General features: G+C 54.5%; 21 protein-coding genes. 5 read left to right on the top strand and 16 right to left on the bottom strand.

Going from position 1 to position 24,497, the window contains the following annotated elements:
* Positions 1 to 56 precede the first annotated feature (56 nt).
* Positions 57 to 1,043, top strand: a complete 987-nt coding sequence (locus tag DXY37_RS12535; protein WP_115126963.1) for an SIS domain-containing protein — start codon at positions 57 to 59, stop codon at positions 1,041 to 1,043.
* Positions 1,040 to 1,603 carry an HAD family hydrolase gene (locus tag DXY37_RS12540; RefSeq protein WP_115126964.1) on the top strand — a complete coding sequence of 188 codons (564 nt, stop codon included), beginning with the start codon at positions 1,040 to 1,042 and terminating at the stop codon, positions 1,601 to 1,603. Before DXY37_RS12535 ends, DXY37_RS12540 begins: the two co-directional genes overlap by 4 nt.
* Before the next feature lie 7 nt (positions 1,604 to 1,610).
* Here the strand turns inward: DXY37_RS12540 and DXY37_RS12545 are convergent, their stop codons facing one another.
* Genes DXY37_RS12545 through kdsA form a run of 5 tightly spaced genes read right to left on the bottom strand, consistent with a single transcriptional unit; the run spans position 1,611 to position 6,485 of the window.
* Positions 1,611 to 2,678 (bottom strand): glycosyltransferase family 1 protein, encoded by a 1,068-nt coding sequence (locus tag DXY37_RS12545; RefSeq protein ID WP_115126965.1) that lies wholly within the window; start codon positions 2,676 to 2,678, stop codon positions 1,611 to 1,613.
* Positions 2,679 to 2,683: 5 nt separating this feature from the next.
* Positions 2,684 to 4,051: a hypothetical protein gene (locus tag DXY37_RS12550; RefSeq protein ID WP_136975616.1), complete on the bottom strand. Its 1,368-nt coding sequence runs from the start codon at positions 4,049 to 4,051 to the stop codon at positions 2,684 to 2,686.
* Positions 4,048 to 4,872, bottom strand: a complete 825-nt coding sequence (kdsB, locus tag DXY37_RS12555) for a 3-deoxy-manno-octulosonate cytidylyltransferase (RefSeq protein ID WP_115126967.1) — start codon at positions 4,870 to 4,872, stop codon at positions 4,048 to 4,050. Before kdsB ends, DXY37_RS12550 begins: the two co-directional genes overlap by 4 nt.
* On the bottom strand, positions 4,872 to 5,579 hold the full coding sequence (locus DXY37_RS12560) for a hypothetical protein (RefSeq protein WP_115127052.1): 708 nt from the start codon (positions 5,577 to 5,579) through the stop codon (positions 4,872 to 4,874). Before DXY37_RS12560 ends, kdsB begins: the two co-directional genes overlap by 1 nt.
* A 54-nt stretch (positions 5,580 to 5,633) precedes the next feature.
* On the bottom strand, positions 5,634 to 6,485 hold the full coding sequence (gene kdsA / locus DXY37_RS12565; protein ID WP_115127053.1) for a 3-deoxy-8-phosphooctulonate synthase: 852 nt from the start codon (positions 6,483 to 6,485) through the stop codon (positions 5,634 to 5,636).
* A gap of 49 nt (positions 6,486 to 6,534) precedes the next feature.
* Between kdsA and DXY37_RS12570 the strand changes: the two genes are divergently transcribed.
* Positions 6,535 to 7,614, top strand: a complete 1,080-nt coding sequence (locus DXY37_RS12570; RefSeq protein WP_115126968.1) for a hypothetical protein — start codon at positions 6,535 to 6,537, stop codon at positions 7,612 to 7,614.
* Here the strand turns inward: DXY37_RS12570 and DXY37_RS12575 are convergent, their stop codons facing one another.
* Positions 7,615 to 10,005: a UvrD-helicase domain-containing protein gene (locus DXY37_RS12575; RefSeq protein ID WP_115126969.1), complete on the bottom strand. Its 2,391-nt coding sequence runs from the start codon at positions 10,003 to 10,005 to the stop codon at positions 7,615 to 7,617.
* 79 nt (positions 10,006 to 10,084) lie between these two features.
* On the opposite strand from DXY37_RS12575, the gene DXY37_RS12580 reads away from it, so the two are divergent.
* Positions 10,085 to 11,371 (top strand): hypothetical protein, encoded by a 1,287-nt coding sequence (locus DXY37_RS12580; RefSeq protein ID WP_115126970.1) that lies wholly within the window; start codon positions 10,085 to 10,087, stop codon positions 11,369 to 11,371.
* Here the strand turns inward: DXY37_RS12580 and DXY37_RS13815 are convergent.
* From DXY37_RS13815 to DXY37_RS12625, 9 genes are all read right to left on the bottom strand, one after another.
* On the bottom strand, positions 11,359 to 13,617 hold the full coding sequence (locus DXY37_RS13815) for a glycosyltransferase (protein ID WP_115126971.1): 2,259 nt from the start codon (positions 13,615 to 13,617) through the stop codon (positions 11,359 to 11,361). The genes DXY37_RS12580 and DXY37_RS13815 overlap by 13 nt on opposite strands.
* A gap of 2 nt (positions 13,618 to 13,619) precedes the next feature.
* A complete protein-coding gene (locus DXY37_RS12590; protein ID WP_115126972.1) occupies positions 13,620 to 14,534 on the bottom strand; it encodes a hypothetical protein in 915 nt (304 codons plus the stop codon).
* Positions 14,531 to 15,484 carry a glycosyltransferase family 2 protein gene (locus DXY37_RS12595; RefSeq protein WP_256377382.1) on the bottom strand — a complete coding sequence of 318 codons (954 nt, stop codon included), beginning with the start codon at positions 15,482 to 15,484 and terminating at the stop codon, positions 14,531 to 14,533. Before DXY37_RS12595 ends, DXY37_RS12590 begins: the two co-directional genes overlap by 4 nt.
* 17 nt (positions 15,485 to 15,501) lie before the next feature.
* Positions 15,502 to 16,446, bottom strand: coding sequence for a glycosyltransferase (locus tag DXY37_RS12600; protein WP_244277147.1), 945 nt, complete (start codon positions 16,444 to 16,446; stop codon positions 15,502 to 15,504).
* Positions 16,447 to 16,676: 230 nt separating this feature from the next.
* The gene (locus tag DXY37_RS12605) at positions 16,677 to 18,533 is read right to left on the bottom strand and encodes an ABC transporter ATP-binding protein (RefSeq protein WP_244277149.1); all 1,857 of its coding nucleotides are present in this window, start codon (positions 18,531 to 18,533) and stop codon (positions 16,677 to 16,679) included.
* A 118-nt stretch (positions 18,534 to 18,651) separates the two neighbouring features.
* The gene (locus tag DXY37_RS12610) at positions 18,652 to 19,812 is read right to left on the bottom strand and encodes a hypothetical protein (RefSeq protein WP_170951900.1); all 1,161 of its coding nucleotides are present in this window, start codon (positions 19,810 to 19,812) and stop codon (positions 18,652 to 18,654) included.
* 62 nt (positions 19,813 to 19,874) lie between these two features.
* Positions 19,875 to 20,936: a glycosyltransferase gene (locus DXY37_RS12615; RefSeq protein WP_115126976.1), complete on the bottom strand. Its 1,062-nt coding sequence runs from the start codon at positions 20,934 to 20,936 to the stop codon at positions 19,875 to 19,877.
* Positions 20,936 to 21,649, bottom strand: coding sequence for a heme oxygenase (biliverdin-producing) (locus DXY37_RS12620; RefSeq protein ID WP_067093284.1), 714 nt, complete (start codon positions 21,647 to 21,649; stop codon positions 20,936 to 20,938). Before DXY37_RS12620 ends, DXY37_RS12615 begins: the two co-directional genes overlap by 1 nt.
* A 73-nt stretch (positions 21,650 to 21,722) precedes the next feature.
* On the bottom strand, positions 21,723 to 22,175 hold the full coding sequence (locus DXY37_RS12625) for a hypothetical protein (protein ID WP_115127056.1): 453 nt from the start codon (positions 22,173 to 22,175) through the stop codon (positions 21,723 to 21,725).
* Positions 22,176 to 22,246: 71 nt separating this feature from the next.
* Here DXY37_RS12625 and DXY37_RS12630 point away from each other — a divergent pair, with 71 nt between their 5' ends.
* Positions 22,247 to 23,521 (top strand): ChbG/HpnK family deacetylase, encoded by a 1,275-nt coding sequence (locus DXY37_RS12630; protein WP_115126977.1) that lies wholly within the window; start codon positions 22,247 to 22,249, stop codon positions 23,519 to 23,521.
* Here DXY37_RS12630 and DXY37_RS12635 read toward each other — a convergent pair.
* The gene (locus DXY37_RS12635; protein ID WP_115127055.1) at positions 23,509 to 24,447 is read right to left on the bottom strand and encodes a glycosyltransferase family 2 protein; all 939 of its coding nucleotides are present in this window, start codon (positions 24,445 to 24,447) and stop codon (positions 23,509 to 23,511) included. The genes DXY37_RS12630 and DXY37_RS12635 overlap by 13 nt on opposite strands.
* Positions 24,448 to 24,497 lie beyond the last annotated feature (50 nt).

Here is a 24,497-nt window from a genome sequence, read left to right on the forward strand (position 1 = left end):
AGGTTCCATCGGTGGCAGCGTGCAGGAGAATTCACCTAATTATCTCCATCAGCCGTTTGTCTGCACTCACTCGCTGCCTGCAGGAAGAGGCAGGAGCCATCTCCACTGCAGCGGATCGACTGCGCAGCGATCAGGTGGAACATGCCCTTCAACTCCTTGAACGCTGCGCTGATCGCAAAGCCAAGCTGGTGATCACCGGGGTCGGCAAGAGCGGCATTGTGGCCCGCAAAATCGCAGCCACATTTTCTTCCATTGGGTTGATGGCCCTCTACCTCAACCCACTGGACGCTCTCCATGGCGATCTTGGAGTCGTCGCACCCGATGATGTTTGCCTGCTGCTCTCCAATAGCGGCGAAACAAGCGAACTCTTAGCCATCCTTCCCCACCTGATTCGGCGGGGCACCGCCAGGATTGCACTAGTAGGCAAGTCCGACTCTTCTTTAGCCAACGGCAGCGATGTAGTGCTGGAAGCCAGTGTGGACAAAGAAGTCTGCCCCCTCAACCTCGCCCCTACCGCTAGCACTGCTGTCGCCATGGCAATCGGTGACGCTCTTGCAGCGGTTTGGATGGAAAGACGCGGCATCTCACCAGCTGATTTTGCCTCCAACCATCCAGCAGGTTCCCTCGGGAAGCAGCTCACCATGACCACTGCTGACCTGATGCTGAAAGCAGACCAGCTCACGCCTTTGGCTCCTGATACGCCACTGGATGCAGTGATCGGGACACTGACCCGTGGAGCCGTCGGCAGTGCTTGGGTGGAAGATCCCCGGCATCCAGGCCACTTACTTGGCCTGATCACCGATGGCGACCTACGCAGAGCCCTGAGGGATCAACCTTCCGCTCAGTGGCCTGGCCTCACGGCGGCCAATCTCATGACCCCCGACCCAATCACCACCACCACGACTGTGCTGGCGGTGGAAGCGCTGAAAGCCATGGAACACAACCGACGCAAGCCGGTCACAGTTTTGCCTGTGGTGAATGATGAGGGTCAGCTTCAGGGACTTTTGAGACTCCACGACCTGGTACAGGCAGGCTTGGCATGAACAACCCGCTGAGGAGCTTTCGGCGTCACCGACTCCAGAAAAAGCTGAAGACAATCGAACTGTTGGTTCTCGATGTTGACGGCGTGCTCACCGACGGAGGACTGTGGTTCGACTCCTCGGGAAATCTACAAAAACGTTTTGATGTGCGCGATGGCCTTGGCATCCGCCTGCTCCAACAAGCAGGATTGAGGCTGGCGTTTCTCAGCGGAGGGCAAGGTGGGGCCACGGAAGTGCGCGCCAAACAACTTGACGTTGAACACTGCCTCGTGGGGATCAAAGACAAACCGTCTGCCCTAAAGCAGTTGCAAAGAGAGCTCAATATTGACAAGGAGTACACCGCATTCATCGGCGATGACCTCAATGATCTGGCGGTCCGCGATCAGATCGGCTTACTGATTACTCCCGCTGATGCCTGTCAGGTAGTGCGACGGCAAGCTGACTGGGTGCTGAACCGATGCGGTGGCCATGGCGCTGTTCGAGAAGCAGCCGAAGCCCTGCTTCAAAGCCGTAGATGCTGGGAAGAACTCAGCCGCCGAGGCTGGCGCGATCGCAATGATTAAACGACACTCAAAACGTCTGATCTTCTAGCTGGCAAGGCCAACAAATAGACACCAACTGCTGAGCTAGTGAGCTAAATCGAGCATCAAGCAAATAACGATCTCGGATGGCCTGTTCAGCAGTTGTGATCTGGTGATGCTCGCCAAGAATATGAACGATCTGCTCAGCCCAGATTTGCTCCGATGCCAACAACGGCAGAGTCCAGCAGGCAGCTTGTGACAATTGGAGGTCATTGATGAACCCAGTAGGGACCGACGCCATCAGGCAACCGCAAGCCAGCCCCTCGATAAAAGAGACTGGTCCTCCCTCTTGACCAGCGACAGAACAAACCAGGCGGGTTTTTGCATAAATCATCCCGTATCTGTTGTGGGCCAAGTCCAGCAACTGAACACGAGGATCGAGAGAGTACTCACAGTGCTGCCAATCCTTACCAAGGAAAGCAACCGATAGGCCCTGCTGCACTAACCGCTCAGCCAGATTGACCTGGAATAGATAACGTTTGCGCTGGTGGTAATAGCCATTAATTCCCTGTCGATAGCGCCCAACAAACAACACATCAATTGATCTGGGACTTGACGAGTCCGGCAGGTGAAACAGCGCGGGATTGAAGCCAGCGGGAAAAAGGTGAATGCGCTGGCGCGGCACCTTGCGCAGGGCAACGAGCTCTCGCTCAAAGCCGTTGAGAACCAAGACGGCGTGCAAAAGATCCAGCTTTTGGAGCTCAACTCCTAGCCGCACATGAGTGTGATAAAAAATAATTCTCTCTGGCGGGAAACCTTGATCCAGCAAGGTCTTGAGATCATTAATACTCAGGGCAACCACATACACATCACGCCCACGGACAGCGGCTTTCAGTTGCTTGGAACTCGAGACCACTCCTGAGTCAATCTCAGGGATCTGCTTCAACTCCTGACATAAATCCCTCCACAGGAAATCCAGAATCCATCCCTGCTGCCTGGTAGGCATATAGGCAAGCAGACAGCGAGAAGAGCGCTGCCTTCGAACCATCCAGCCTCGGTAGCGCCGTAATTGCAGACGACGATAAACAGCTGAGACCAGGTGGGACAGACTGCGCATTCCGATCAGGTTGGGTAAGCACCGCGCAGGCCTGGATAAGAGCGCAGGAAATACTGGACCTGCCAGAGGAAGAACCAATACGCGATCCAGGCACCAACCACTACAGCCCAGAACACGCCGAAACGATTCCGTGTGCTCCGCACAATCCGCTCAAGCAGGAGCACCAGGCCCAGTGACAAGGGAACAACCCAGGTGATGGCGTGAATATCTGGGTGCTCCGCGACCGATTGATTGATCAGAACACCCCAGATCAATGGAGGTGCAGAAACAAGAGACACAGGCGCCAAATAAACCGACGCTCCACGATGCATCTGCCACAGAAGCAATCCAAGACCAGCTGCGGCCAGCAAATAGAACAACAAATGCTCAACGTTCTCAAGACCACGGAGTCGCCAGTCGGATCGAATCATCAGTTCCGACTGACGCCAGACAAAACCAAAAGCCTGCCAAACCGATTCGTAATCAAGATCCGACTGGCCCTTGCCCCGCATCTTGTGAATCAATCCGAAACGATCGAGTAACGAGGAGCCATCCAGGACATATCGACCTGTGAGATCCACAAGGCCCACTCGGATGTAATGAACAGCGCTGGCTCCCAGCAAAGCAAGCGCCATCGACCAAGACATGATTGCTCTCACTGCTCGGTCTCGTCTTGGCAGGCCATAGCGACCAATCAGAATCGTGATTGCGGTCATCACGCCCAGCCGAGGACAGCCCAGAGCGGCTGTTACGAGCAGGAAAGCAGCAATCCGGTGCCAGAGCGCCTTATGAAAACGCACCGCAAGCGCAAGACTCGCTGATGCCAGCGCTAGCAGCACCGATGAGAGAGCACGATCATCACTGTTCCAGACTCCGGCCCACAGGCCTTCACTCGGAAACGTGGCAGCAAAGGCCGCAAACAGCACCAGACCCTTCATGAAACTTGGAACCTTGGCCTGGTGAATCCGCTCTTCGATGATCAGCCAGGAGAGCATTGCAACCGCAGCGGCCATCGCACCAGCAGCCGTATAGACCGAGGTTCGGATCATCTGCCAGAACGCAGCCGCTCCGCCAAATTGATAAGCGAAGAAGTGTGGGACCACGTACAGAGTCGACTGTGAGGAATACAAATCGGTCGGCGGTGGCAGGGACGTCAAAGAAACGCGGAATGACATCAATCCGCCCAATTGCCAGAAACCCAGCTCTTTCCAACTGCGCACCGAATCCAGCAAGCGCAAATTGCAATGAGACAGGAGATTCAGGTCATCCAGAGAATTACCGCGGTGATCAAGCGCGCCGTTGAAGAGACCCAGGCACACCAGAATTCCCAGCAGCCAGGGGAGATAAAAAAGAATTTGAGTTAAGAGTGACCTTGCCCGAGTGGTCTTAATCACACAATGCTCCCTGCAGTGGCGATCTGCCGGGCTTGCTCTAGCTGGTCTGCTGTATCGACAGATAGGGACGTCCCCTCCACTAGAAAAGTGGCAATCGTGTAACCCGCCTCGATCAAGCGAAGCTGCTCAAGCCGCTCTAGATCCTCGAGTGGTGATGTTGGTAGCTGATCCCAGGCATCCAGTACATCACCGCGGAATCCATACATCCCAACATGGCCCCAATAATCGGTGTGCTGATGCCATTCCGAAGAGGGAACATCCCGCACATGAGGAATGGCGGAACGTGAAAAGTAGAGGGCGCGACCATCGTGGGCGAGCAGCGTTTTGACAACAGCTGGACTGTGAATGGTGTCGGGCTTGAGTCGATACACCGGCGTGATTACGGCGGGAGCGGGATCGAGTCGGGCAAATTCAGCCGCCATTGCCGTGATCACCTCAGGATCTAGGAAGGGCTGATCTCCCTGCACATTGATCACCGCGGTGCTGGCCAAGCGCTGAACACGGGTCACGTGATCCCATCGCTCAGCTTGTTCATCCCAGGCCCTAGCGACGAGCTGATCGGCCACTGAAGCAATCCGCTCACTCCCTGAAGTGCAGGCCTCGGAGGTCATCAACACAGGAAAACCCCAATGTTCAGCAAGCTCCTGCAAACGACTGCTGTCGGTACAGAGCACCACATCCCCAGGCCCCTTGGCTTTGGCGCACTGCTCAAGCACCCGCTGGATCATTGGCTTGCCACCGATGTCTGCCAACACCTTGTTGGGTAAGCGAGAGGAAGCCAGTCGTGCAGGTACTGCAACGACGGAGTGTTGAATCGTCATTAGTCCCAAAGCTTCATGGCGTCATCCCTGGCCGAAAACCACTCAGCAGCCATCGGACCACCCATCGTGCGCTGTTCTCTGAACCAGGGCCCACCCAGCGTCCAGTGCAGCATTGGTGAATCATCCTGGATCTCTGGTGGCGTCTGCACATCAACAAGGTGATTCCAACCACCATCGATGGCGCCGATTTCATGATCACCTTCGAGCCAGTGAAAACGGTGCAACTCCAAACCGCTCGCAGTATTGACGTAATCCACCGTGAGCTTGGTGCAGCGGCTGCAGTTGAGCAGCATCAGCGAACTCCAATTCTTCTTGGGGTAGGCGCTTTGCACCTCACCAAGAAACTTCACGGTCTCACCAGGCACATGCTCGTGCTGCACGCACATAGCCCCATAACGGTCATCGCGCTGATCCCAGAGACGCTTGATGTCCGCGCGACAAAGCATGTCACAGTCGATAAACAGGGCCCAACCCCGATAGCCCATGAGATGAGGCACTAAAAAACGGGTGAAAGAAAAAGCCGTGCTCTGTTTGGGATCCTTTTCACGTCGGTAGATGCCCTGTGACTCCAGCTGTGGTGTCACCAGAGGTGTGATTGCTAGAGGGATCGAGCTGTGCTGGTACAGGCTGTCAATCAGCACATTGGTCGCTGCTCGCTCACGAGGGTCGTAACCAATAAAGATCGGCAGCGGCTGGACGCTGGTCATCAGAAGCATCAGGTCACCAGAAGAGCGTAAGCCTGGCAGTCGCAACCGATGCGACTAGTGGATGTCCAAAGATGGCAACCCCTTCACAAGTGCATCCACTGCTTTCAGCTGACTCAGGAATGGTTCCAACTGATCCAGGGGTAAAGCACTTGGGCCATCACAGCGAGCCTGCTCCGGATCGGGATGCGCTTCTAAAAACAGACCGGCTAGGCCTACAGCCATCCCAGCTCTTGCCAAATCCAGCACCTGAGAGCGGCGGCCGCCGGAGGCGGCATCACCGGCATCACGACACTGCAGAGCATGCGTGACATCGAAAATCAGCGGCAGGTCGTCGCAATGGCGCTTCATGACCCCAAATCCCAGCATGTCGACCACCAAGTTGTCGTAACCGAAATTCGTTCCGCGCTCGCACAGAAGCAGCTGACCATTGCCACATTCACGAAACTTCTCAACAACATTGCGCATCTGGTCTGGGCTGAGAAATTGCGGCTTCTTGATGTTGATCACCCGACCAGTAGCGGCCATCGCCTCGACCAAGTCAGTCTGCCGAGCCAAAAAAGCGGGCAATTGAATGATGTCGGCCACCTTGGCTGCTTCCTTTGCCTCCTCTGGACTGTGCACATCAGTGATCACTGGAATGCCATAGGTGTCTTTCACCGCTTGCAGGATGCGAAGGCCATCCGTTAAGCCAGGCCCTCGGTAAGAGTGGATCGAAGAGCGATTGGCCTTGTCGTATGAGGCTTTGAAGACCAGAGGAATTCCTAGACGGCCGCACACCTGCTTGTAGTGGCCCGCGCAACGAAGCGCGAACGCTTCGTCTTCCAGCACATTCACTCCACCAAGCAAAACCATTGGCAAGGAATTACCAATCGTGATCTCACCAAGCTGTACCTGAGTCATCCGCATCATCTCCAGCGATAGCAAGAACCTAACTTCAGATGAATTGTCTGCCGCCATGAAATTTTTCGCCTTCCGCGACCGCCTGCGCTGGTGGGCGATTGGCCTAAGCCGAAGGCTGCTTGGTTCTCGTGTAGCTCGGGCCGAATGGAACGCTCTCTCCGCCTGGAGGGGATTAGTGCATCAGGGATACCAAGCAACACCCCTTCAACCCAATCTGTGCAGTGATCTCTGGCACCAGGGCAACTTCAGCGATCCGCACAGCAAAAAAAAATTCTTCACTCCAAACCGACGTGAAAGAGAATCCTCCTCGCATCATTACGGACATGACTTACAGCTGAAGCGCTTCGCGGGGCTGCCTTTGGTGGGGCCTCCACTGCCGGTGCTTCTGGAACACGGCCTCAAGGTGTCTCGTAGCTCTCGTTTCGAACTACCCAAGGCATGGGCCCGACGTGGATACTTCTGCATGGGCTCTCGGAGAGCCCAATGGTTGCGGGAAGAATACGGCGTGCCTGCGCATGCAATCGGCCCCTGGATCAATTTCGCAAAACCACTGCTGACTCCAAATCAAATTGCAGCTCAAAGGCAGCTTTGGGGGAAGACCCTGCTGGTCGTGCTGGCCCATAGCTGGGATCAGGTTGAACGATCAATGGATCTCGATGCCTGCATCAGTGCTGTCGAGGCGATCGCCCAAATCGAGAACTACCAGCAGGTGGTGTGGCTCCGCCACTGGAAAGACCCGGAAGAACTGCCCCTGCCCGAAAGCTGGGTCAAGGCCTGCAACGGCCACCGCTCTAACGCCTGGTTTCTGGATGCAATGCGCACACTGCTGGAACTCAGTGACGGCATGGCAAGCAATGCCTTTGGCACACACCTTGGCTATGGCACAGCCCTGAACAAGAAGCTGCATTGGATCGATGTAGAACCAATGCAGCACCTGCACCGACTCAACCAAGAAAAGGCGAGGGAGGAAGAAGCTGAATGGGCTGAGCGACAGCGACTCAGCCAAGAGCTACGACAGGCACTGACGCTCCCGCCTGAGTTACAGGAGACCACAGTCAACGCCTTGCTCGATCCTTATTGGGGACTGAGTGAACAACCTGACGCGAAAGCCCTGGCTCGTTTACTGAGTCACTGATTAATCAACAGGCTCGATTGGTGCCAATCGCGGATCGAGGATCTTCGGCCCCATCCCGGCAAATTTCACAGCGATCGACACCTTTTCACCAGTCCCGAATGTGTGCGTCACTTCGCCTTCCCCAAAGCTGCTGTGGATCACCCGGTCGCCCACACCCCAACTCTTACCAGGTGCAGGGCCGGCCTGACGGCGCCTAACGGCATTAGCCGGGGCACTACTGCTGTTGGGCTTGTCGCGATCCACACGGGTGAGCCGATCCAAGCGCTGTTCACGACGGATCGCTGCGCCCCCTGAGCGAGGGATCTCACCCTGCAAAAGAGCTTCTGGCAGCTCGGATAAAAACACGCTGGGCACTGCCGGTTCACGCATGCCACCCCAGAGACGGCGCTCACTGGCATGGGAAAGAAACAATCGTTCCTTGGCCCTGGTCATACCGACATAACAGAGACGTCGTTCCTCCTCCAGTGAAGCGGGGTCATCGAGTGATCGATAACTGGGGAATAGTCCCTGCTCCATCCCTACAAGACACACCACAGGAAACTCCAGCCCCTTGCTGCTGTGCAGGGTCATCAAAGTGACCCGATCGGCAGCGGTGTCTTTGCTGTCGGCATCACTGGCCAGAGCTGCCGACGCCAGGAAACCCTCGAGATCACCTTCATCGTTCTCTTCCTGGTATTGCAAACCGGCATTAACCAGCTCCTGCAAATTGCGGCGACGTTCCTCAGCTTCATCCGTGCCCTCAGTAATCAGCTCGCTCACATAGCCGCTCTGCTCCATCACCTGCTGAATCAGTTCCGAAGGCGCCGTGTTGTGAACACGCTCGCTCAGACCATTGATCAATTCACAGAACTGCAACAGCCCTTTGGCGGAGCGACCTCCCAAGGAGCGCACCGCTTCAGGGTCACTCACTACATCCCAGAGCGGGATGCCCAGCTGATTGGCCGCATCCGTCAGCCGCTGAATTGTGGTTTTGCCGATGCCGCGCTTCGGCACGTTGATCACCCGCAGCAGGCTGACGGTGTCAGCTGGGTTGATCATCAAGCGCAAATAGCCGAGCACATCCTTAATCTCACGCCGGTCGTAGAAGCGCAAACCACCCACCACCACGTAGGGGATCCGCCAACGCACCAGGGATTCCTCGACTGCTCGCGACTGGGCGTTGGTGCGATACAGACAAGCCATATCCCCCCAGCTCAGCTCGGGATTGGCAGCTTCCATCATGCGCAAACGATGCACAACGGCTTCGGCCTCGGCGATTTCGTCATCGCAGCGGGTGAGCGAGATCAATTCACCCTCGCCACGGGTGGGACGCAGCACCTTGTCGATGCGCTCGCTGTTATGAGCAATCAGAGCATTGGCAGCCTCCAAAATCGTGGCGGTGGAGCGGTAGTTCTCCTCCAGCTTCACCATCGTGCGCGTGGATTCATCAGGTGCCTGATCGCCGAAGTCGTCCTGAAAGCCCATCAAGATCGTGAAGTCAGCGGCGCGGAAGCTGTAGATGCTCTGATCAGCGTCTCCCACCACAAAGACTGAACGCCCCGACCAGTTGTCGTAACACTGGGGATCCTTGCCATCGGTCACCAACAGCTTGATCAGGTCGTACTGGGTGCGGTTGGTGTCTTGATATTCATCAACCAGCACATGCGCAAAGCGACGATGCCAATACCTGCGCACTTGCTCGTTCTGCTGCAGCAGCTGCACGGGAAGCAGCAGCAAATCATCGAAGTCAAGTGCGTTATTTGCAGCCAGCGCCTTGCGATAGCGGCGGTAAACATCTGCTGCAAGCTTGCCCCTCTGCCCTTCGGAATTGGCCTCCATCTGATCCGGAAGCCAGCCCTGGTTTTTGGCATTACTAATCGCCCAGCGCACTTTTTTAGGCTCAAAACGCTTGGGATCAAGCTGTAGCTCCTGGGTCACGATCTCCTTTACGAGGCTCTGGGCATCGGCCTCGTCGTAGATCGAAAATTGCTTCGTCCAAGTGAGTCCATCCTTGTCTTTGAACTTGTCGATGTCGTAGCGCAGCATGCGCGCAAACAGAGCATGGAAGGTGCCGATCCACAGCTCTTTGGTGACCTCGCGGAAAATGCGCGAGCGCAGCTGACGCTGCTCTACCTGCGGCAAGGTGCTCCAGGGCTGCCCGAACTGACTCTGGGCCAGCCGTTGAGCGAGGAGCAACTCCAGCCGCTCCTTCATCTCACGGGCAGCCTTGTTCGTGAAGGTCACCGCGAGGATCTCGGACGGATCAGCTCCGTGTTCCCCAATCAAATGTGCAATGCGGTGCGTGAGGGCACGTGTCTTACCGCTGCCAGCACCCGCAACCACCAATAAAGGACCCTCGTGGTGATCGACCGCCCGACGCTGGGCATCATTGAGGCCTGCAAGAAAACTCATGCGACGAGGCTACAAAGCCTCTGCCTGAATCTGGACGCGCGGGGTAATCTCTTTTTCCGAATCCAAGTTTTCAGCAAGTATGCGCCGGCTATCACTTCCTGAAAAATGGAAGGTGAGGGAATTGCCCTGGCTTTCGCTCATCACGATTCCCCTGTTGACAGCCTTCACCTATTGGAGATTGATCGACCAGGGACTCGCTGAGCACTTATTTGATTACGGGACAGAAGGCCTCAACGCAGTTCAAGCCTGGGAGAACCATGGCTTCTGGTCCATGGCTGGAATGTTCAGCTGGGGGCAGGGTTACATTCCGGCCGATGTGGAGCCAACGCGTTTATATCAAAGCAAAACTCCCCTTCATTTGCTGCATTTATGGGTTGCTTACAAATTCGTAGGCAGTGGTGGTTATCCAGCATTTAAGCTCTCCTATTCCCTCCTACTTACAAGCTTAAATGGTTTTCTACTTGCAGGAATAGCTCGACTATGTTTTCAAGCTTTCTCCACAGGAATACGAAAAAGTATCGTCAACGAAATAGTGGTGATCAGCACGTATGCAATCACGGTTACCAATGAATCCATGCTGCGGTTCTGCATGGTTGATGAACCCGACTATCTAGGAGTGACGTTCTGGCTCGCCACAATCTTGAGCCTAGGTTTTTGGCTGAGACGATCAGAACAAAAAAGAGTTCCAAGGCTAAGTCTTGCGCTTGGTTTCTTGACCTCCTGGATCTATCCCGTCTTCGGGGTGACCAATGTGATCACCTTGTTGATCCTTCAACTTTTTAAATCTGAACAACGCCTGAAATCTGCTCTTCGAGCACTGGTACCAGGATCTTTATTGGGCATCATTCTCTATTGGATTCAACGGTTAATTGCAAGGGCAATTTTGCCCCACAAGCTTTATGGAAGCCAACTGATGGACCGTATGGGCATGACCAACAGCATGGGCGCTCATGACGGGATTTTCGATGCTCTTGATTTCATTTACGACCAACGTTCAGGGGGTATTCCTGGCTTTCTCCAGCAGAGCCAGATCTACGTCGAACATTGCGCGGTTTGGATCCTCGGCATCGTGCTGTTCTTCATTGTGCTGGCACGACTGAGGTGCATCGAACGACAGATCCTGCTCACTCTTGCTGCAGGAGGGGCATGGTTATTTATTCCTTTACTGACTCAATCAGTCGCGCAGCATGGCTGGGTGTACGGCATTCATTTCATGCCTGCAATCGTGCTGGGATGGATCGGAGCTCTCACGACAGTGCTGCCAGGAAAACGATCGGCAATATTTGGACCTGGAATGCTCGGCTTTATCCCATTACTGATCTGGGCCATCCAACTGCGCTGGTTCATGGTGCTTTATCTGCGTTGAAAACTTCGTGCTGCTGAACGCAGTACATCTGCGACGGTACTGATGTGGTGAGCGACTGTAAAACGCGATCTCGCATAATTTCTCGCCTCGCTTCCCATTCGCCCTGCCACCTCTGGATCTTCAAGGAGCTGAGCCAAGCCACGACCTAACACTTTCACATCACCTTCTTCTGCAAGGAAAGCTGTGCGTCCTTCCAGGACGACTTCGGGAATTCCGGCATGACGAGTTGCCACAACAGGAAGTCCTGAAACCTGAGCCTCGAGCACCACCACTGGACAACCCTCGGAATCACCATCAGTCGCAACCCGTGATGGAAGCAGCAGACAACGGACAGATCTCATCCATTCAGCGACCTGGAATGGTGTCTGCAGTCCAAGCAGCATCACCTGAGACTCGAGGCCAAGTGCTCTGACCTTGGCTTCAACTGCCGTTCGGAGGGGTCCTTCCCCGATCATCACCAAACGAGAGGGAATCGAAGAGGAACGGCACGCCTCGGCAAATGCTTCAAGAGCATCGAGAGGTGCTTTCTTTTCCACCAGACGTCCTACAAACAAAACAGTGGGGGACGCAGCAGCAGGATCAGCCTTTTTGAAAAGCTCCTGGTCCGCTCCTGATGGACTGATTGTGATGCTTGCGAGGGGTGCTCCATAAGCCCCAAGGACCATTTTCATAGGCTGACTTTTTACGATGAAAGCCTCTGAAAGTTGCATGAGTCTTCGGTAGCGCTCACCCAACCACCTCACACGACGATCTGCAAAAGCATCTGCACCTCTGAAGTGCACCACAAGCGGAATACCGCTCCACTTCGCAGCATCCATCATGCGCACCGCATGGAAGCCAAACTCTGCAAGCACCACACCCGGGCGATGCGAACGGATCAACACCCATGCCACCAACGACGGACAAATGGTGGAGAGTCTCTGCCAGCCCAAGCGGGTGCAGATCTTGCTGATCAGAACTGACGTGCCATAGACCAGCTGACCCAGACGCTGTCCAAGGGGCAATCTGGAGCAAAGCCCGAACTCATCGCCGAAATAGGCAATCTGCTGGAGAGGCATGCTCTCCAGATTCGCTCGGACGAACGTTTCCGTTGGTGATCGCCTTGTCGGCGCAAACACCAACACCTTTGGTTCTAAACAGCTGTTCACAGCCGCTAGAAATCGCTCACGCACATTCACTTCAGAGAAGGAGCTACGCACTTCAGAAGCCTCACGCCCGAGCCGCTGACGCAGTTGAGGATCTTCCATCAATCGCCAAAGCGAACGCTCGAACTCTTGCTGTTGCTTGATTTCAGAAACCTCCAAATCGAGAAGCCAACCATTTTTTTGGTGCTCGATTAATTCACGGGGGCCAGTAGGACAATCAAAAGCCAAGCAAGCGCAGCCGGCCGCCATCGCTTCGAGCAACACATTGGGGAATCCTTCGTAGCGAGAACTGAGTATGAATAAATCCGCTCGCTCGTACCAAATCTGCAGGTTGCCGATGCGACCGGGAAGCAGCAGCCGATGTCGCCACGCTTTGGAACCAGGAATCTGTTCCAGAATTGCCTGGATCTGAGGATGATCTTCTGACACACCAGGCAGCACAAGCCACCATCCAGAAGCTTGGCTTGCGAGCCTTGAAAATGCGATCAACAACCGATCGAAGCCCTTCTGTTGCGGCTTCGTTCCAACCCCCAGCAGTAGATGTGCATCACTAGGCACCAGAGAATCGGGACTCAAGCGAGGTTCCTGCTCTGGCAAAGGCCAGTGAACCGAATTCGGTACACATGCCAGACGACGCGCCAAACCATGAGTCTCAAGCCAGGCCCCGATTCTCTCGGTCTGGACCAGATGCAGCCTCGCCTTTGGATAGAGACAACGACGTAATAAGACCCAAATGGCCGGGAGTGGCTTCGCTGGCGGAAAATTCCGTTCGGCCACAAGAACGGGCCATGAGCGACCTGCACTTGCGAGTAACAGATTCAAAGCAGGGCGTGCTGTCATCCCAATCGCACAATCCGGGCGAAGTTGATTGAGAAATCGCCTTAACCAAATTGCAGTTGAAACTGTGCCAAAACCAGATCCTGTTGGCGGTAACAACACAGTGACTCCCTCAGGAACTGAGAAGAATTCCTCCATCGATGCATCGCCAAGCAACAGCCAAACTTGATGTCCCTCTTGATGCAGCCAAATGAGCCAATTAAGGGCAACGCGCTCTGCGCCACCCAGGCCAAGATGATGAATATGCAAGACAATCTTTGCCATCGTCAACTACTTTCCAGTTGATAAGACCAGATCTCAGCACCCCGTCGCACGGCGCTGGCTTCACTATTAATAATCAGATCAAGACGCAGTGAAGCGGCAGCATTCAGTCGTTGATCATTCACCAACTTCAACACTCGTAAGGCTTGGGAAATCAGATTTTCATGGTTTTCTTGCGCGCGCCGGCGAGAACGCACAAAACGAGGATGATCAATTGTGCTCTGAAGTCGCTTGAGCTGCAGTTCCGCGCGCACTAATTCGGGAGACTGAAGTGGCAGAGCTAGCAAACCACGCACAAGATTACTGCTACTTCGATAAAGAACATCAGCAGACAATTGAGCCGAATCGAGTTGCTCAAGCAAGCGCAAGTTCGCCCTGCCAATTGCAGAAATGTAAGCCTTATCAGGGTATTTTTCCGCAAAGCAACACTGAAGCAAACAGCATCTTGCTGATACACATTGTTTAAAATGACTCTCCCTATTACGTACCAGACACTCAGATTCAAACGAGGCATTCAAAACGTCCAAAGCTGCAGCACTTTCCAACCAAGGGCGCAATTCGCCCAATCTGACATCATCTCCGACCAGAAGAGCTGAATGAGTCATAGCAATGCCGGCATAAAAGCTCTGATGGGCAAGCAGAAATTGAGATCTCCATAAGCATTCAAGTAACTCCAATGTCACTGACAAAGACTTAGGACGAGTATCCCGCTTGAACAACAGGCTTTCGATCTGAAAATGCCATTGATAACTCTGCAATTGTTCTTCCAACAAGACAACTGCGATGGCAATCTGCCCATCACTTAATGCAAGCCAAACATCGTCCTGCAACTGATTGATCCGATCCCGATTCCACCACCAGTGCCACCGCTGTCTGCAAAGACGAAAGGCAATCTTCGAATATTCAAACAGCGAAATCACTGGAATCGCCTCAAACCTCCTCGACAAGAAGCGAGCAGGCTCACAGGCAAACGCAGAAGACGCCGAAATGTATGCCAGTAGAGGCGATGCCACCAACGCACTTGAAAGCTGCCACCGTGATCAGGGGGCAACAACTTGACTGGCAAAACTTTGACATGCAGTTCTGGAAGTTCAAGGAAACGAGACCAGAACACCTGACGACGAAGACGATCGAGCTCTGCAGCAGCAGCCGGTTCCAGAACAGGTAAAGAAGACGATTCAGCCACCCAGCTTTGGTCTTCAAGCCGTTGATAACGAGTGGGCTGACGTTGAGAAGTCCACGGACAATGCGCAGCCGCAACACGATTGCTCATCGCCGTCGCCCGTCGCTGGGCAAAACTCAGAGACTCTTCATAGCCTGATGATTCGTGATGGAGAATATGGTCGCGACTCACACGTTCATGGATGGAATGCGCGATCACACCGATCGCATTCTTTGGTAATGCATTGAGTGAAAAACCCTGGCTCATGAGGCGAGCCTTCAGATCTTTGTCATCAAATCCATAACCCTGGAGCACCTCGTTAAAACCACCAACCGCTTCGAACGCTGCTCGAGAGATCAAAAACTGTCCAAGACGACCATCGGGGCCGGAGCCAAACCAACAAAGAGGATATTCCTGTGCGAACACCTTTAGGTCCAACTCTTCTGGCCAGCAATCAGCATCAAGCTTCAGCAGCAAGTTTCCTCGAGCCAGCCGTGCCGCCAGGTTGTAGGCCCTGCAAAGGTTCCAGCGGGGTTCTCCCTCCACACGTTCCAGCCTTAAACGAGAATCCCTTGGCAATTGCGAGCGATCGACAGCGGAGCGACTGCTCCAGTCCAGAACAAGATGCTCGGCGTGATGTGGCCACGCCGCGACCCGTTGAGCTGTCTGCAGCAAATGCTGCTGACGATTCATACAGACCGTGATCACGCTCAGAGAGGGTTGAATCAAGACGCTGTCTCCAATGCCATCAGCATCCGCCGGGTTCTGGCGGTGTAAGTGTGCTGTGCAGCCAGAGCCAGTCGCACATCCAGACTGGCTCCAGTGCTTGAAAGAGCCTGCTCCAAGGCCTTCGAAAATGCTTTTAGTTCAGGCTCACAGAGCAAAGCGACACCGGAAAACTGAACAAGTGAATCAATCGATGTCGCCACCACTGGTAAACCTGCAGCGAGGTATTCAAAGAACTTCATGGGAAACATCGACTGGGTGTATGGCGTAAAGCGAAGCGGAAGCCAGCCGCAATCGAAGCCAGCGCAATATTCGGGCAACTTCCCATAGGGCTTTGCGCCCAGCAAATGCACATTTGGCTCCTCACTAAGCAGGGTGATATCGGTATAGGGCTCCCCTTCTCCTGTGGGCCCAATGAACACAAACTGCCATTGGGGATGTGCACGAGCCACCGCTGCAATCAGGGTGAAATCAAGTTTGTAACTACTAACTGCACCCATAAACCCAATCCTGGGAGCAGGAATTTCTGCAAGATCAGTAGGTATGTCATCCATTGACAGAGTCATTGCCCGGGCGAAGTGATCTTGATCGGCCACATTGGGGTCAAAGCGGATCCGACGAGACCACAGCGAGAGCTGCCGCTCCAGCTCAGGTGAAGTCACAAATACCTGATCCACCGCAGCGCACAGTCGTCGTTCAGCAGTCTCAATCCTCTCCTTAGGCATGCAGGGCTGCTCATGCAGGGCATCAACAGCGTGATAGACGGTACGAGCGAATGGGCTGAGATCAAGAAGAGTGGTTGTGAGAGGGTTATAGGTCCATAACCAGGGCCGGCGAAAACGCAATCGCCACAGTGCAGTACGCAGCCCCAGCCGAAGACTTAATCGATTAAGAAGGAGACTCAATTTGTTGTAACCACCTGGAATCACCAGAGGGGAGCACACCCAGATTCCCTTTTGGACAAGCCTCGGAAGGCGGAGCCCTCGACGAAGACGTTTCAAAATTCGTTTTAGATCTCTCCCGGTCGGCTGTGCTGATCGCAAACCAAGCGATTCGACATACAAGACTCTGTTTCCCTCAGCTGCCAGGGCAACAGCAACATGCTGTTTGTTCGTCCAAAGGGGATGATCCCAGTCAGCTGTTGCCAGCAGCACCACATCAGCCATAACAATCTTCAGCGTCGCTGGAGATCGACCAGCTCCCTAAAACTGGCAGAACGTTGCTGCAATTGCTCATAGGTACCAGAGGCAACAATTTTTCCTTGATTGAATTCATAAATCCGATCGCAAAAGCGAATGGTGGAAAGCCTGTGAGCAATCACGATCGTCGTACAGCGACGACCGATCAGTTCCAGTGAATCCATGACCTCATTTTCAGTTTTATTGTCAAGCGCACTGGTGGCTTCATCAAGTACCAGTATCCGCGCCTGCTTATAGAAGGCGCGTGCGAGAGCTAATCGCTGGCGTTGCCCGCCTGAAAGCCTCATTCCGTCTTCGCCGATACGAGTAAAGGCTCCATAAGGCAGATCAGACACAAATTCTGCAAGCTGCGCCATCTCCAGGCATTCCCATAGCAGGTCCTCATCAATCGAGTCATCTTCAACTCCGAAAGCTACATTCCCTCGCACACTTGTATCCAATAAAGTGATCGTCTGGGGTACGAATGCACAACAGAGCTGCCAAGCCTGCACTTCTGCTTGGGTAAGTTCAACTCCATCAAGCAATACTTGCCCCTGAGAAGGCTGCAATAAACCCAAAAGAAGATGAGCTGCAGTGGTCTTTCCACCACCGGTCGAACCAACCAATGCAACACGAGCACCCACAGGAATTGCAAGGTTGACGTCCTTAAGGGCCCAGCTTGAAGTATCGCTATACCGATAAGAGATTTCAGAGAGCTTAATTGTCTGCCTGGGCATGATGCCGGCTGGTGAAAAAGACAGCTGAACTGAACTCACCAGACGACTAGGCTCGAGGTGCAACAACTCCAATGCATCCTCCAAATCAGGTAGAGACCCGCGCAGCTTGTTGATCGCCTTGAAAATATCCTGAATTGGTGCCGAAAGTCTAAGAGAAGCAAAGACAACTCCGATTAAAGACGGCAAAGCATCTCGAACAGCTGATACACCATCACCACTCATTAAAGCTGGCAATAGGCCAACAGCGAACAACACCGTGACTCCAGCAGGCTCAATAACGAACCTCGGAAGTTCCGGCACAATTTTGCTCAACCGATCATAACGCTTACCTTCAGCTCCAATCTTGCGAAACCGGTCAATAAAATAATTCTCAACTCCATGAAGATGAATATCTCGAATTGAACGAGTGGACTCCATCAGGACTTCGTTGACTCGCCTGCTGTAGATAAAACGCTGACGAGTCAGAAAACGCATCCGTGGCGTGATCAATATGGACGCGACGGTATAGGAGAAGAGAAGCAGGCCAAATACAACAATCGCGATCCAACCAAAAGCAACAACTACTCCAGTGATCAAAATGCTCGCAGAGAGAACATTGGAACAAATAGCGAGAAGGGGCATCACAACCCCATCCGATACTTTGCTGAGAACTCGATTGAGTCGAGTCAGAAGCATCATCGAACTACTGTCTTTGAAATAATCGAAAGATTGCAGGATTAGGTTGCTGTAGATCCTGTTACCAAGAACGGCCCAAATGCTTGCGCTGACGCGCGCCTGGACAATCTTTGTGGCGAACTTGAGTGCAGTAGAGAACCAGATCAGACCCAGCAGGATGGCAGCAATCCAAAGGCCACGATTTAAGGCATCACCACCGAAAACAAAGACAAAAGGAAGGTTGTCGGCAAGGCTGGAGCCACTGAATGAGCCAATGAGCTTGGCAAACAACCCCACAAACACCAGGTCTGCAAGACCGACGGCTGTGGAGATGAGGATCAGCAGCCAAAAACCACGATATTGACGCCTGGGCAGACATCGAAAGAGGGCCACAAGATGGGTAACCGTGGCACTGCGACCACTCAAAGCTGTGGTTCTGAATCGCGTCTTGGATTCCTTCAAGAACCAGCAGCAGCCAAGCTTTTCATGAATCTAGGGATCTTCAACGCACCTTTACCCTGCGCAAGGTCAGCCAAAAAAGCGATTGGCCACCCTTTGGCACTCTCATTTCATAGAGCGGTCATCGGATGACGTAATCAATCGACCAAGGCCAGCGGTCTGGAATACAGAGGAAATCATCATCCGAGCCACAGTTCAGCCCCTCAGGCCACATAACTCGATCGCCCCAGGCCAACAGGCTGAACACCAGAAGCGGAAGCACCATGAACAGAGCCTGACGGCGGCGCAGCCAAGCCAAAAAACTCAACAGGAGAAATATTCCAACTGTGTCGCCAAAGCGAAATGTGATCTGTGGAAAAAAGTGCCAAAACAAAGAGGCTTGAATCGTCACGTAGCAACCTAGATAAAGCAACAAGCAACAACCTTCCTGCTCGTCCAGGAAGTTACGCCAGCTGTGGCTCTGCTTCTGGCAGACCATGGCGACAGTCACGATCAGCAAAAACTGCGCTCTAAATACGTCTGTTCTGATCGGATAAGAACTAAAAAAGCCACCCTCTCCATAAGCGTTCAGCTTCGTCAAAAGTGGTGACAAAAGCACCACCAAGATCAAAACCAAAACAGACACCAGCAACCAGAAACTCTTTCGCCTTGCCAGCCTTTGCCATTGCACCAGCCTCAGTGCCGGCAACCCAGCAAGTACAAGCGTTGGCAACGCGGTGAGATGTACCCCTATCGACAACAAGGCCGGGCCGATCACCCATAAGGCCTTACCCCGTACAACTCCTATCCCCCAGAGAAACAGCGGGACTGCCAGCAGCGTTGCAAATGCCTGACGGGAATGCGAGTTCTGAAAAAAACCACGCAAAATCGGGCTTGTGCAGAGCAGCAGCAGCCACCAGCCAGCCCAAACTTGAAGATTCCAACTACGGGAAAGCAACACAGGCACTGCGGCGAATCCCGCCACGATCAAACCCTGCACCGCAGCCATTCGATAGGGCAACTGAATAATCAACGGTGCTAGTGACCACCAAAAAGGTTCAAATGGCAGCAGAGACTGCAGCGGAGGTCCGGTTTCTCTGACGGGATCAAAATAAAAATTGAGTTTGGCAATATCGCTTGTACCCCAGGAGGCAAGCGAGAAAAACAAAGCCGTGAGGCCGAGCAGACTGCAGATGGCTAACCACCAGCTGAACTGTCTTCTCCTCCGGATCGCCACCGTTGCGGCAGCAGCCAAAGCCAGCTGGACCGCAAACAGGAAACCCATCAGGAGTGGAGACGCCATCACCTGATTGATTCTGTACGGCGCCTCAGTGGGGAAGGTCTCAAGCATCAAGCACTAAGACATCAACTGATCGGTAGTCGACGGATAAACGCACGGATAAAGCGCTGCATGCACAGCCACCAAGTTGGTCTTGAGCGCAGAAGAAGTGCTTCAGAGGTGGAAGCAGTGAGTGCAAAAAAGTTGTCGAGATCTGCAAGCGTGATAATCCAACGCTTTAGCAAAGCCTCCTCGCCATAGGTCTCAATCAGGGCATACAACCGGGAAGACTCAAGCTTCCAGGACCTGGGGTTAGCAACAGCCGCCGCAATCCTCTCAACATCGTGACTTAATAAGCCCTGCCCAATCTGATGAGCACTCTCCCCAGGTGTCATGTTGTCAGCAAGAGCGGAATTAAAACTGCTGAACACCACACAACCGCAGGCCATTGCTTCGAGAGGGGGCAGTCCGAAACCCTCACTCACGCCTGCAGCACGCCAGTGCTCTGCAGAGTCATAGACGTACACCTTGGCGCTATTGAACAGGTCCACCAGATCGTCGACCCAGCCGTCCTGCACCTCCACCCGAAGGCCTCGAGCACGCAAGGCCGGAACTAACCGCTGGAGAACGTAATGACTGCTCTTGCGCTGCTGCACCAGAACATCAATCACTCTTGGGCCGCCTCTTCCATCACGATCACCGCGCTCCAGCCACTGTGGTTCCAGAGCATTCGGCAAGAAAAACAACGGGTTCCTGGGGGCACGATCCCCCCAATAGCCAAGGGTGTTACGGCTAACCGCCAGAACGGGAATACCTGGCGGCAAATCAAACCCATAGCCAGTGCTATGGGCTTGATAAACCACGAATCGTCCTTTGAGACGACGCAACAGCTGAGGAACGTGAAAGCCCCAACTCACCAACCAAAGCGAGCGGTCTTCAGATGCCGCAACTTGGAGAAGATCATCAAGAAAAGGATGATCAACCTGACGGTCTTGATAAGTGACGACCTCAGTGGAACGGATTTTGGAGAGCAGACGTGCGGTCTGCAGCGCCACACTCAATCCACCACAACGAAAACGGGTTCCGGTGCCCGGCACCAGAACCCGAATGGAGTTGAACCCCCCAAGCGAAGGCTCAGTCGATGACATCAAGCAGCGGCGGTTTCTGTGCTGCCACTGCGCTGACGGCGAGTCAGGAAACCAAAGAGCACCTTGCCGATGGCCGCCACCAGATTTCCTTCAAGCTCTTTGAACATGTGCATGTTCATGTGAAAAGCGTTGTTCGCTTCCTCAACGATGCGATCAGCGGTGTCCTGATCGATCGGAAGCTCATCCATCGTGGCGCGATAGGTCGTTTTGAAGGCCTTCTCGTCAGCGATTTCATCGAACACGTAGAAACGCAGACCGTCATCTCCATCCATGTTCATCGCTTTCTGAGCGATGTTCTTCAGGATCTGACCACCGGAGAGGTCACCCATATAACGGGTGTAGTGATGACCAACAAGCAGTTCGGGTGACTCCTTCGCCACTTCACGAATCCGCTCGACATAAGCCACTGCAGAAGGCGAGGGCTGGATCTCATCGTTCCAGTTTTCACCGAAGTAATAGACAAGATCCTTCTCAAGCGACTCACGTCGGTTCAACTGCTCCATCCCCACCGGGCCCACCACAGGGTGGTCTTTGAGTTGACCCACTTCTTCCTCCATGGCGGAGTAAACAAAGTAGAGGTCGGCAACGAGCTTGCGATAGCTGGATTTATCGACAACACCCTTAAGGAAGCAGCTAACGAAACCGGTGTTCTCGGCCATCGTGTGAGCTTTCTTGGTGCCTTCACGGAGCTGAGCAGCCAGAGCTACGGACATGGGATGGACATTTGATCGGTGTAAGCAACCATAAAATCGATCTTCGTTTGAGAGACCGAAGGGTTGCGAAGGGTTACGCCGCTGTGCCCGTCGCTGCCGGATTGGCGAACAAATCAAACAAGTCACGACAGATTCCACGCAGCTGCTGAACCTGCTCAGGCTGAGGCAGGTGCGAACCCTCAGGCTGCCAATCGCCCACGGTCACCAAACGCCAGCGTTCACCGTCGTAGGTCATACCGCGCATCAAGACCCCAAGCAGATCCGGGGCGGCGGGAGATTCAGCCGCATCAGCCTTCTGCAGCCGTAACTGCAACAAAAGACTTCGGCACTCCAAACGAGGACTCCAACCGGGGAAGTGAAAGGCCAGATCCAGGGTCTGATCCTCTTGCCAGCGGCGCGTCTGGGGATCATCGCGCCAGGGATTGAGATTGACGCTGGCGGCCGGGAAGCGATCTCTCACCAGGGTCACCGCCGAAGCCAAAGCCTGAGCGAGCTGCACGCTGTCAACCGCTTCTCCTGCGTTCACCAGTTCATCGTCGATGACCACAGGTTGAAGGTTGCCGGCCCGAAGCGCCAGCGGCCGTTACGGTTGCGTCCATGATTGCTAGCAATCTCAGCTCCCGACTCAGCCTCTACGGACTGGTGGGGGTGGTGGCCGCAGCTGTGCATGCCCTGGTGTTGTTGGGGCTGGGCCTGTTCATGCCCCTGTGGCTGGCGAATCCCCTGGCCTTTCTTGCCGCATCACTTGCCGGCTATCTGGGACACGCACGATTCACCTTCCGCCCGGAAACCGGTGGCAAAAGCTTTGCTCGACGCTGGCTGGTCATTCAATACGTGGTCAATCTCACGGTGAGCGGCGTCTTGCCTCTCGCCCTACCCAACGCGCTAGGCGAGCCAGTACGTGTCTTCGTCATGGTGTTCACCCCCACAGCACTGAATGCCCTGATCTGGTCCAGGGCTGCACAGTTCAGCCAGCGGCGGAAGGATTGCCGCGTCACCCCACGACGCCATGCCGATGACCTCGGACTCAGCCCTGCCACCAACCAGGCTATTCTCGAACTCGCCAGTCAAGGAAGGCTGGACAGCAGCAGCCTGCTGGTCAATGGCCCTGTGGCAGCCGACGGCTTTCACGCTTGGCAGAAGCTGAAGCAGACCCATCCTCAGCTGCAGATCTGTCTGCACCTCTGTCTCACCGAAGGACCGTCGAGCGCCGACCCAGGTTTGGTGCCTGACCTTGTGAATTCACACGGTTATCTGAAGCGGTCGTTCGGACAGTGGTTGTTGCTGTCGCTGCTACCGCGCCGACATCCCACCCGCCGCCGAATCGAAGACCAACTGGGCCTGGAATTAGACGCCCAGATCAAACGCTTCCGCGGCTTCTGCGGTGATGAACCCATTCATCTGGATGGCCATCAACACATTCACTTGGTGCCGATTGTGCTGAGGGCTGCTCTGGAGAGAGCTGGCGACAACGGCATCACCTGGATGCGCCTGACCGAGGAACCGCTGCCCACTGGTCTGCCCTTGCGTTATTGGAGGGCAGCCATCCGTCACTTCGGACTATTGAAGTGGCTGGTGCTGCAACTGCTGAGCCGCAGAGCTCGTCCCGCGATCCAGCGCTGCGGACTTGCCAGCAATCAGAGCTTCGCCGGCGTGCTGTTCACCGGCCAGATGGCAGGCGCTCCAATCCTCGCTGCCTTGAGGGAGCTCAGCAGCGTGCAACCACAACCTGGAGCCACCCCGCCGCTGCTGCTGGCCCACCCCGGTGCGCCACTCAAGCTCGATCTGGTGAAAGCAGGATTCTCCGTATCCCAGACATTCGCCGCTTCAAGCTGGCGACAGCGCGAATGGCGCGCTCTTCAGGACTTGTGAACCCGGCGTATGAAGTAGTGGGGCCGTGACTTCGCCTCCACATAAATGCGACCGACATATTCACCAAGCACCCCAATGCCGATCAGCTGAATTCCTCCGATGAACAGCACCGCCACCATCAAGGAGGCATAACCCTCGACATCCACACCAAACAGAGCCGTACGCAGGATGATCACCAAGGCATACAACAGGCTGAGGGAAGAGACCAAAACACCAATTCCTGTCCACATTTTGAGTGGCAGAACTGAGAACGAAAAAATTCCATCGAACGCATAGCCAAACAACTTGAGCGGACTCCAGGAGGTCTGCCCTCCCTGCCGGCTAACCCGCTGGTAAGGCAGCTCGACGCTCGAATAGCCCGTCCAGGGAAGAAGGCCTTTGGAGAAACGACTGGACTCGCGCAACTGGGTGACTGCATCAAGAACAGCCGCATCCAGCAGGCGGTAATCACCGGCTCCCTCCTGGAGCTCAATCGAATCGACCACTTTGTTGAACACCCGATAGAACCAGTGCGCGCTGGCGACCTTCAGGCGAGATTCCTGATCCTGGTCATCACGTACAGCCGTAACCACCTCAGCGCCTGCCCGCCATTGGCGGACCATCTCTTCAATCAGCTCAGGGGGGTGCTGCAGGTCAGAGTCAATCAACACGGCTGCGCCGCAACGACCGTTGACATGGTCCAGGCCAGCCAGCATCGCTGCTTCCTTGCCGAAATTGCGGGTGAGTTCCAGCAACGTCACTGGGGAGCATGCATGATCCTGAATCCAGGCGCGGATGCGTTCAACGGTTGCGTCGGACGATCCATCGTCAATCAGCACAAGCTGATCTACACCAGGCACTGCCAACACACGCTCAACAAAACGAGTGATCACCTCCTGTTCGTTGAAACAGGCCGCGACGACCCAGACACCCTCTGACTTCGGCATGGGATGGAGGTCGAATCGCAAATGACTGTAGGGATCACCCTTCAAGTCAT

Source organism: Synechococcus sp. GEYO, assembly GCF_900473955.1.
GTDB lineage: Bacteria > Cyanobacteriota > Cyanobacteriia > PCC-6307 > Cyanobiaceae > Synechococcus_C.

Coding starts and splice junctions, on each gene's coding strand:
- DXY37_RS12610 (WP_170951900.1), bottom strand. CDS start 19,812: ATGGCGTCTCCACTCCTGATGGGTTTCCTGTTTGCGGTCCAGCTGGCT.
- DXY37_RS12540 (WP_115126964.1), top strand. CDS start 1,040: ATGAACAACCCGCTGAGGAGCTTTCGGCGTCACCGACTCCAGAAAAAG.
- DXY37_RS12575 (WP_115126969.1), bottom strand. CDS start 10,005: ATGAGTTTTCTTGCAGGCCTCAATGATGCCCAGCGTCGGGCGGTCGAT.
- kdsA (WP_115127053.1), bottom strand. CDS start 6,485: ATGCGGATGACTCAGGTACAGCTTGGTGAGATCACGATTGGTAATTCC.
- DXY37_RS12570 (WP_115126968.1), top strand. CDS start 6,535: ATGAAATTTTTCGCCTTCCGCGACCGCCTGCGCTGGTGGGCGATTGGC.
- DXY37_RS12635 (WP_115127055.1), bottom strand. CDS start 24,447: ATGCCGAAGTCAGAGGGTGTCTGGGTCGTCGCGGCCTGTTTCAACGAA.
- DXY37_RS12560 (WP_115127052.1), bottom strand. CDS start 5,579: ATGACCAGCGTCCAGCCGCTGCCGATCTTTATTGGTTACGACCCTCGT.
- kdsB (WP_115126967.1), bottom strand. CDS start 4,872: ATGACGATTCAACACTCCGTCGTTGCAGTACCTGCACGACTGGCTTCC.
- DXY37_RS13815 (WP_115126971.1), bottom strand. CDS start 13,617: ATGGCAAAGATTGTCTTGCATATTCATCATCTTGGCCTGGGTGGCGCA.
- DXY37_RS12620 (WP_067093284.1), bottom strand. CDS start 21,649: ATGTCCGTAGCTCTGGCTGCTCAGCTCCGTGAAGGCACCAAGAAAGCT.
- DXY37_RS12630 (WP_115126977.1), top strand. CDS start 22,247: ATGATTGCTAGCAATCTCAGCTCCCGACTCAGCCTCTACGGACTGGTG.
- DXY37_RS12615 (WP_115126976.1), bottom strand. CDS start 20,936: ATGTCATCGACTGAGCCTTCGCTTGGGGGGTTCAACTCCATTCGGGTT.
- DXY37_RS12580 (WP_115126970.1), top strand. CDS start 10,085: ATGCGCCGGCTATCACTTCCTGAAAAATGGAAGGTGAGGGAATTGCCC.
- DXY37_RS12545 (WP_115126965.1), bottom strand. CDS start 2,678: ATGCGCAGTCTGTCCCACCTGGTCTCAGCTGTTTATCGTCGTCTGCAA.